At 65.4% G+C, this 8,392-nt stretch carries 9 protein-coding genes; 5 read left to right on the forward strand and 4 right to left on the reverse strand.

The window, feature by feature from the left end:
- Positions 1 to 79 precede the first annotated feature (79 nt).
- Positions 80 to 547, reverse strand: a complete 468-nt coding sequence (locus KBW98_RS23260) for a histidine phosphatase family protein (protein ID WP_211522547.1) — start codon at positions 545 to 547, stop codon at positions 80 to 82.
- Positions 519 to 2,681 carry a polyphosphate kinase 1 gene (gene ppk1, locus KBW98_RS23265; protein ID WP_211522548.1) on the reverse strand — a complete coding sequence of 721 codons (2,163 nt, stop codon included), beginning with the start codon at positions 2,679 to 2,681 and terminating at the stop codon, positions 519 to 521. The genes KBW98_RS23260 and ppk1 overlap by 29 nt, the downstream gene beginning before the upstream one ends.
- 175 nt (positions 2,682 to 2,856) lie before the next feature.
- On the opposite strand from ppk1, the gene lepB reads away from it, so the two are divergent.
- The gene (gene lepB / locus KBW98_RS23270) at positions 2,857 to 3,543 is read left to right on the forward strand and encodes a signal peptidase I (RefSeq protein WP_211522549.1); all 687 of its coding nucleotides are present in this window, start codon (positions 2,857 to 2,859) and stop codon (positions 3,541 to 3,543) included.
- 78 nt (positions 3,544 to 3,621) lie between these two features.
- Positions 3,622 to 4,815: a multidrug effflux MFS transporter gene (locus KBW98_RS23275; protein ID WP_211522550.1), complete on the forward strand. Its 1,194-nt coding sequence runs from the start codon at positions 3,622 to 3,624 to the stop codon at positions 4,813 to 4,815.
- A gap of 114 nt (positions 4,816 to 4,929) precedes the next feature.
- On the opposite strand, the gene smpB is transcribed toward KBW98_RS23275, so the two are convergent.
- The gene (smpB, locus tag KBW98_RS23280; RefSeq protein ID WP_211522551.1) at positions 4,930 to 5,379 is read right to left on the reverse strand and encodes an SsrA-binding protein SmpB; all 450 of its coding nucleotides are present in this window, start codon (positions 5,377 to 5,379) and stop codon (positions 4,930 to 4,932) included.
- 96 nt (positions 5,380 to 5,475) lie between these two features.
- Here smpB and KBW98_RS23285 point away from each other — a divergent pair, with 96 nt between their 5' ends.
- A complete protein-coding gene (locus KBW98_RS23285; protein ID WP_211522552.1) occupies positions 5,476 to 5,907 on the forward strand; it encodes a type II toxin-antitoxin system RatA family toxin in 432 nt (143 codons plus the stop codon).
- Positions 5,900 to 6,217: an RnfH family protein gene (locus KBW98_RS23290; RefSeq protein ID WP_211522553.1), complete on the forward strand. Its 318-nt coding sequence runs from the start codon at positions 5,900 to 5,902 to the stop codon at positions 6,215 to 6,217. Before KBW98_RS23285 ends, KBW98_RS23290 begins: the two co-directional genes overlap by 8 nt.
- Here the strand turns inward: KBW98_RS23290 and KBW98_RS23295 are convergent.
- The gene (locus tag KBW98_RS23295) at positions 6,214 to 6,714 is read right to left on the reverse strand and encodes a DUF4124 domain-containing protein (protein ID WP_211522554.1); all 501 of its coding nucleotides are present in this window, start codon (positions 6,712 to 6,714) and stop codon (positions 6,214 to 6,216) included. The two genes, KBW98_RS23290 and KBW98_RS23295, sit on opposite strands and share 4 nt — an antisense overlap.
- Positions 6,715 to 6,865: 151 nt before the next feature.
- Here KBW98_RS23295 and guaB point away from each other — a divergent pair, with 151 nt between their 5' ends.
- Positions 6,866 to 8,326 carry an IMP dehydrogenase gene (guaB, locus tag KBW98_RS23300; RefSeq protein WP_211522555.1) on the forward strand — a complete coding sequence of 487 codons (1,461 nt, stop codon included), beginning with the start codon at positions 6,866 to 6,868 and terminating at the stop codon, positions 8,324 to 8,326.
- The last annotated feature ends 66 nt before the right edge of the window (positions 8,327 to 8,392 follow it).

Here is an 8,392-nt window from a genome sequence, read left to right on the forward strand (position 1 = left end):
GCGGCGGGCGCCCCCCCCCCCCCCAACCCCCCCCCCCCCCGCGGGCGGGGGGCCCACGGTCTTCGGGCTGACAATCAAATTAACGCAGCTTGCCGATCAAATCCGGCCCCGCCACCAGGCGGATATACGGAATCCCATCGGCCCCCTTGTGCTCGATCCAGAACACCCCCGCCTTGCGGATCCGCCAGTCCTGCTTGCGCCCGCACAGCACCGAGGACGCCACCTGCCCGAGCAGCGGCTGGTGGCCGACGACCAGCACCGGCTGGCGGTGCCCGGGCCAGCCGCAGGCCTGGATGATGGCTTCCGCATCCGATTCCGTGCCCAGCGCCTCGGCCACTTCATAGCGTCGCCCCAGCGCCTTGACGGTTTGCGTACAGCGCTTGGCGGGGCTGGTCAGGATGCGGCAATCCGCGGGCAGCACCCGGTTCAGCCAGGCGCCCACGCGGGCGGCGTGGCGCTGGCCCTTGGAGGTCAGCGCGCGCGCGCTGTCGTCGCCATCCGGCGGCGCCGGCTCGGCCTCAGCGTGGCGCCACAGGATCAGTTCCATGCTCGTTCTCCTTGGCCGGGCGGTGGGCGTCGCCCAGCATGTCCATCAGGGTTTGCTGGGCGCTCAGGGTTTTCTGGTTGCCGCGCGCCTTGCGGCGGCGGTAGCGGCCGTCGCTGGCCAGTTCCCAGGCATCGACGTTGTCCTTCAGGTAGGGATGCAGGCCCTCGCGCATCACGCGCCGCTTGAGCGCGGGCGAGTGGACCGGGAAGGCGATCTCCACGCGCCGGAACAGGTTGCGGTTCATCCAGTCGGCGCTGCTCAGCCAGATGTCGTGCTGCAGGTTGTTGCGGAAGTAGAACACCCGGGTGTGCTCCAGGAAGCGGCCTACGATCGAGCGCACCTTGATGTTGTCAGACAGGTCCTTTACGCCGGGGCGCAGCGAGCAGGCGCCGCGCACGATCAGGTCGATCCGCACGCCGGCCTGGGATGCGTCGTACAAGGCCTTGATGACCGATTCGTCGGTGAGCGAGTTCATCTTGGCGATGATCCGTCCCGCCTTGCCGGCCCGCGCCAGCTCGGCCTCGTTGCGGATCGCGCGCACCAGTTCCTTCTGCAGCGAGAAGGGCGCCAGCCAGATGCTGGTCAGCTGCTTGGGACGCGTCATGCTGGTGAGGTGGATGAAGACCTCGTTGACGTCGGCGGTCAGGCCGGCGTCCGCCGTGAGCAGGCCGAAGTCGGTGTAGAACTTGGCCGTGGTGGGATTGTAGTTGCCGGTGCCGAGGTGGGCGTAGCGGCGCAGGCCGCTGGGCTCGCGCCGCAGCACCAGGGCCATCTTGGCGTGGGTCTTGAGGCCGACCACGCCGTACACCACCTGGGCGCCGGCCTGCTCCAGCTTCTCGGCCCAGTTGATGTTGGCTTCCTCGTCGAAGCGCGCCATCAGTTCCACGATCACCGTGACTTCCTTGCCGCGCCGGGCGGCGCCGATCAGGGCCTCCATCAGCTCCGAGTTCATGCCGGCCCGGTAGATGGTCTGCTTGATCGCCACCACGCAGGGGTCGTTCGCCGCGCTCTGGATGAAATCGATCACCGGCTGGAAGGTTTCGTAGGGATGGTGCAGCAGCACGTCGCCTTTACGCAGGGTGGCGAAGATGTCGGGGGCGGCCAGCTTGGGCGGATAGCCGGCAACGAAAGGCGGGAACTTGAGCTCCGGCTGGTTGTTGGTGTTGACCACCTCCAGCAGGCGCCCCAGGTTGACCGGGCCGTCCACGGTGAACAGGCGCGAGCGGTCGATGCTGAATTGGTCGAGCAGGAAGGCGGACAGGTGCTCGGGACAGGCGCGCGCCACTTCGAGGCGCACCGCGAAGCCGTAGTTGCGGCTATGGAGCTCGCTCTGCAGCGCCTGGCGCAGGTTCTTGACCTCTTCCTCGTCCACCCACAGGTCACTGTTGCGGGTGACGCGGAACTGGGAATAGGACACCACTTCGCGCCCCGTGAACAGGTCGGCCATGTGGGCCTGGATTACCGAGGACAGCAGGCAGTAGGACGCGCCTTTCTTGTCGGAGAGTTCGTCCGGAAGGCGGATCACCCGCGGCAGCACGCGCGGCGCCTTCATGATGGCGATGCCGGTGCCGCGTCCGAAGGCGTCCTTGCCCGCCAGTTCGACGATGAAGTTCAGGCTCTTGTTGATCACGCGCGGGAACGGATGGGCCGGGTCCAGGCCGATCGGGGTCAGCAGCGGCCGCACCTCGCGGTCGAAGAACTGCTTGACCCAGGCGCGCTGGGCGGCGTTGCGGTCGCTGCGGCGCAGCAGGTGGATGCCGTGCTCGGACAGCTGGGGCGCGATCTCGTTGTTGAACAGGCTGTACTGGCGCGCGATCAGGTGCCGGCACTCGGCGCTGGCGCGTTCCAGGGTGGCGGCCAGGTGGTCGGGCAGGCCGCCATGGGCATGGTCGCGCGGGTGCTCGAACTGGTACTGGGCCAGCAGGCTGGCCACCCGCACTTCGAAGAATTCGTCCAGGTTGCTGCAGACGATGCACAGGAAACGCAGGCGTTCCAGCAGCGGAATCGAGGGATCCTCGGCCTGGGCCAGCACGCGGCGGTTGAACTCCAGCAGGGAGAGTTCGCGGTTGAGGAAGGCGCCGCCATCGGGGAGTTGCTTGAGCTCAGCCTCGATGGCCCTGGTTTTCATGTCCATGTGTCTGCGTTTGAGTAGTCGCGCAGGCAGTGTAGATGGAAGATATGACAACTTGGTGACATCCACGATCGGCTCAGCCAAAGGAAGGAGCGTTACTCCAGGAGTTAATCTTTAAGCATCGTTAAAGAATGCCGGCGTATAAAGACAGCTCTACCAAGACAACAAGGGGTTCACCGTGAAAGACCTGCTGCGCGCCAACAAGGGCTTCATCCTGTTCCTGTGCCTGTTCGGCGTGTTCCGCACCGCGGTCGCCGACTGGAATCCGATTCCTTCGGCCTCGATGCGGCCGAACCTGCTGGAGGGCGACGTGGTCTTCGTCAACCGGCTGGCCTTCGACCTGAAGATACCACTGACTGATGTGATCGTGGCGCGCCTTGGCGAGCCGAATAGGGGAGACGTGGTGACCTTCACCTCGCCCCAGCCGGACAAGACCCGCCTGATCAAGCGCGTGCTGGCGCTGCCGGGCGACGTGATCGAGATGCGCAACGAGCAGCTGATCATCAACGGCGTGCCGGGCAAGTACCAGGTGGCCGAAGTGACGCGCGAGCGCTCGCACGGCGCCGAGCTGGAGGCGGTGCGCATGGACGAGACCGTCGGCGGGACGCGCCAGCGCATCCAGGTGCTGCCCCAGAAGCTTGCGCTGCGCAACTTCGGCCCGGTGCGCATCCCCGCCGACCACTACCTGATGCTGGGCGATAACCGCGACGACAGCGGCGACTCGCGGGTCATCGGCCTGGTTCCGCGCGACAAGCTGATCGGGCGCGCCGAGCGCATCCTGGTCTCGGCCGACTACCAGGGCAACTGGATGCCGCGCCCCGGCCGATTCGGCAAGTCGCTGCGCGCCGATGCGGCGGAAAATTAATTCTGTGAAATAAAGTAAAATCCCGGGCCCGGGATTCTGCACGCTGCGGTGCCGGTTTTATCTGGAAAGGCATTGCACATGCAACGACTCTTGACCGTCATTCTCGCCTGCCTCGGCATGATCGGGGCGCTGGCGATCGACACCTATCTTCCCTCCATGCCGGCGATCGGCGCCGAATTCGGCGTCGGCCCGGTGGCGGTGCAGCAGACCCTGAGCGTCTTCCTGTTCTGCTTCGCCTTCATGATGCTGTTCTACGGGACCCTGTCGGATTCCTTCGGCCGCCGTCCGGTGATCCTGGTAGCGCTCTCTGTCTACACCGTAGCCTCGGTCGGCGCCGCCTTCGCCCCCACCTTCGGCGCGCTGCTGGCTTGCCGCGCCCTGCAGGGCCTGTCCGCCGGCGCAGGCTCGGTGATCGGCCAGGCCATCGTCCAGGACCGCTTCGCCGGCCCGCAGGCGCAGAAGATCATGTCGCACATCATGATGGTGTTCGGGCTGGCGCCGGCCATCGCGCCGGTCCTGGGCGGCTGGCTGCACGTGAGCTTCGGCTGGCGCTCGACCTTCGTGTTCCTGGCCATCTTCGGCACGGCGATGATCGTGCTTTGCCTGCGCCTGCTGCCCGAGAGCCTGCCGCGCGAGAAGCGCCAGGTGTTCCACCCGGTGACCATCGCCCGCAATTACCTGATGGTGCTGCGCAATCCCCAGTTCGTGCTGTTGTCGCTGGCGGTGGGCATGGCCTTCGGCGGCCTGTCGCTGTACATCGGCTCGGCCGCCAACTTCGTGATGGAGATCCTGGGCCTGCCGGAGACGGCCTTCGCCTGGATGTTCATTCCCCTGATCGGCGGCATGGTGATCGGCTCGGCCTGGGGCGGCAAGCGCGCATCGAAAATGCCGGCGGCGCGCCTGAAGTGGATCGGCTTTGCGGTGATGGGCCTGGCGGCGGTGCTGAACGTGGGCTACAACCTGCTGTTCCCGGCCATGGTGCCGTGGGCGGTGCTGCCGCTGTTCGTCTACACCTTCGGCCTGGCGGTGGCGATGCCGGCGATCCAGCTGACGGCGATGGGCCTGTTCCCCAACAACCGCGGGCTGGCGGCCTCGATGGTGGGCTTCATCCAGATGATGTCGTTTGCCCTGGTGTCGGGGCTGGTGGCGCCGCTGCTGTTCGGCAGTGCGCTCAAGCTGGCGCTGGGCGTGGCGGTGGGGCTGGTGCTGAGCTTCGCGGCGTGGCGCGCGTCGGTGCGCAGCGCCGTGCCGGCGGGCGTGGCAAAACTGTAGGGTCGGCGGGTTTCCCGCCGCCGCGGCGATCGTTGGCGCCTCCGATTCCGCGCCGGATGATCTCGCAGCCAACCATCACCGCGTCAGCGGCAAAGCCGCCGACCCTACGATCAATCAACGCCGGTGCTGCTTCATCGCCGCCGCCACCTCGCGCTTGGCGTCGCGGTCCTTCTCCGTATTGCGCTTGTCGTGCTGCTTCTTGCCCTTGGCCAGGCCGATCTCGCACTTCACGCGTCCCTTCTTGAAATGCAGGTTGAGCGGCACGAGCGTATAGCCCGAGCGCTCGACCTTGCCGACGAGCTTGTCGATCTCGGCGCGGTGCAGCAGCAGCTTGCGCGTGCGCAGCGCTTCCGGATGGCTCCAGGCCGAGGCGGTGGGGAGCGAGCTGACGTGGGCGCCGAACAGGAACAGTTCCCCGTTGCGCACCATCACATAGGCTTCCTTGATCTGCACCCGGCCTTCGCGGATGGCCTTGACTTCCCAACCTTCCAGCACCAGGCCGGCTTCGTAGCGGTCCTCGATGAAGTAGTCGAAAAATGCTTTTTTATTGTCTGCGATACTCATGAAATAGCGAAAATTCGCGTGTCGGTTAAACTACTGCCATCGCGCCCGTGTGGCGACATATGCAACTTAACCAACATCATAACAAACGGTTGACCAATGGCAGTAGTACACAAATCAGTTTTCCTCGGGTATAGCGCGGAACAGATGTTCGACCTGGTGGCGAAGGTGGAAGATTATCCGAAGTTTCTTCCCTGGTGCGGCGGCGTGAACATCATCGAGCGCACCGACGAGAAACTGGTGGCTTCCCTGTCCATCAACTTCCACGGCGTCAAGCAGAGCTTCACCACGTCCAACCACAACCAGCGTCCGACCCAGATGAAGATGCACCTGGTCGACGGGCCGTTCAAGATGCTGGAAGGCACGTGGACCTTCAAGTCCCTGCGCGCCGACGCCTGCAAGATCGACTTCGACCTGCACTACGAGTTCTCGAGCATCATCCTGGAACAGATCATCGGCCCGGTGTTCGGCATGATCGCCAACAGCATGGTCGATTCCTTTTGCAAGCGGGCGGAGGCGATCTATGAGTGAGACGGTCCAGGTTTACGTCTGCTACGCCCATGCGCAGCAGGAATGGATCCGTCCCATGCAGGTGGCGCCCGGCACCACCATCGGCGAGGCAATCGAGCAGAGCGGGGTGCTGCAAGACTTTCCTGAAATTAACCTGACCACCCAGCCGGTCGGCATCTACGCCAAGAAGAAGACGCTCGACACCGTGCTGCGCGAGCGCGACCGGATCGAGATCTACCGCCCGCTGGTGGCGGATCCGAAGGATTCGCGCCGCAAGCGCGCCGCCAAGAAAGAGCAGAACGCCGCGCCGCCGGCTGAAGCTGCGTCCTAAGGACAGTCCTTCAATACCTGGTTTACCTGGGCCGTGCGCGCGGCCTTTTCCTCATCCGTCATATAGCCCTGGTCGCCGTTCGCATCGAAGCGGCGGATCCGGATGCCGGACGCCAGCTGGGCGCGCGCATCGCGCGCCGCTTCGCAACGCGCGGCCAGGTCGCGCTTGCGGGCCGACTCGTCCGCGCTCTTGCGCTCCTGTTCTTCGCGCTGCCTGATCCTCTCCTTGTAGGCCGCCTCGCGTTCGGCCAGGGTGGGCGCGCGCTTCGATGCCTCCGCCGGCTTCGCGGCCTCGGCCTTGGCCTCCGGCGTCGGTGCGGTGGCCAGGCGGCCGGGCGCCTTCAGGATCTTGTGCGGCGGCGTGCCGGACGGCGGCGGGCGGTCCGAATACTGCCGCGTCCCGTTGGCGTCGATCCACACGTATTGCGCGTGGGCGAGGCTGGCGGCGAAGAAGAGCAGGGCGGCGCCGGCGTGGCGCAAAGAAGTGCTGGTAGGCATGATGTGTTTCCTTGATGGGCACCTGGATTTCGCCATGCCGCGCGCAGGAAGTCAATTCCAAAACTCACCGTCGAGAGAAATTTTTGGGCTCCCCTGCGACGGGATTTGCGACTTTCTGTATAATTCACTTTTGCGCCTATAGGAAAATACTATGCGTCTCCTCCAAAAAGCACTCACCTTCGATGACGTGCTGCTCGTCCCGGCCTACTCCAACGTTCTTCCGGCCCAAACCTCCCTGCGTACCAAGCTGACCCGGAACATCACGCTGAACATTCCGCTGCTGTCGGCGGCGATGGACACCGTCACCGAGTCGCGCCTCGCGATCGCGATGGCCCAGGAAGGCGGCATCGGCATCATCCACAAGAACCTGCGCCCGGCCGACCAGGCCCGCGAAGTAGCCCGAGTCAAGCGTTTCGAGGCAGGCGTGCTGCGCGATCCGATCACGATCCCGCCGACCATGAAGATCCGCGAAGTGCTGGCGCTGTCGCAACAGCACGGCATCAGCGGCTTCCCGGTGGTCGAGGGCAACCAGGTGGTGGGCATCATCACCAACCGCGACCTGCGTTTCGAAGAGGACCTGGACGCGGAAGCGCGCGCCAAGATGACCCCGCGCGAGAAGCTGGTGACCGTCAAGGAGGACGCGGACACTCTAGAAGCCAAGCGCCTGATGAACAAGCACCGCCTGGAGCGCGTGCTGGTCGTCAACGACAACTTCGAGCTGCGCGGCCTGATCACCGTCAAGGACATCCAGAAGTCGCACGAACACCCGCTGGCCTCGAAGGATTCGCAGGGCAAGCTGCTGGTTGGCGCGGCCGTGGGCGTGGGCCAGCGCGACGAGGAGCGCATCGAACTGCTGGTTGCGGCCGGCGTGGACGTGCTGGTGGTCGACACCGCCCACGGCCACTCGCAAGGCATCCTGGACCGCGTGAAATGGATCAAGGAACGCTACCCCCACGTTGACGTCATCGGCGGCAACATCGCCACGGCCGCCGCCGCCAAGGCGCTGGTCGAGCACGGTGCGGACGCGGTCAAGGTCGGCATCGGCCCCGGCTCGATCTGCACCACCCGTATCGTGGCCGGCGTGGGCGTGCCCCAGATCACCGCGATCTCGAATGTGGCGGAAGCCCTGGCCGGCACCGGCGTGCCCTGCATCGCCGACGGCGGCATCCGCTACTCGGGCGACATCTCGAAGGCGCTGGCTGCCGGCGCGAACACCGTCATGATGGGCAGCATGTTCGCCGGCACCGAGGAAGCGCCGGGCGAAGTCATCCTGTACCAGGGCCGCAGCTATAAATCCTACCGCGGCATGGGCAGCCTGGGCGCGATGGCCGAAGGTTCGGCCGACCGCTACTTCCAGGAAGCATCAAGCAAGGCCGACAAGTTCGTTCCGGAAGGCATCGAAGGCCGCGTCGCCTATAAAGGCAGCGTGCTGGCGATCATCTTCCAGCTGATCGGCGGCGTGCGCCAGTCGATGGGCTACTGCGGCTGCGCCACCATCGACGAACTGCGCGAACGCGCCGAGTTCGTCGAGATCACCTCGGCGGGCATGCGCGAATCGCACGTGCACGACGTGCAGATCACCAAGGAAGCTCCGAACTACCGTTCGGAGTAAAAAGAACCTCCAGACGCGGCTTGATACGGCCGCGTTTTCGTAGGGTGGGGGGGGGGGGGGGGGGCC

The sequence above is a fragment of the Massilia sp. ST3 genome, assembly GCF_018119405.1.
Taxonomy (GTDB): domain Bacteria; phylum Pseudomonadota; class Gammaproteobacteria; order Burkholderiales; family Burkholderiaceae_D; genus Telluria.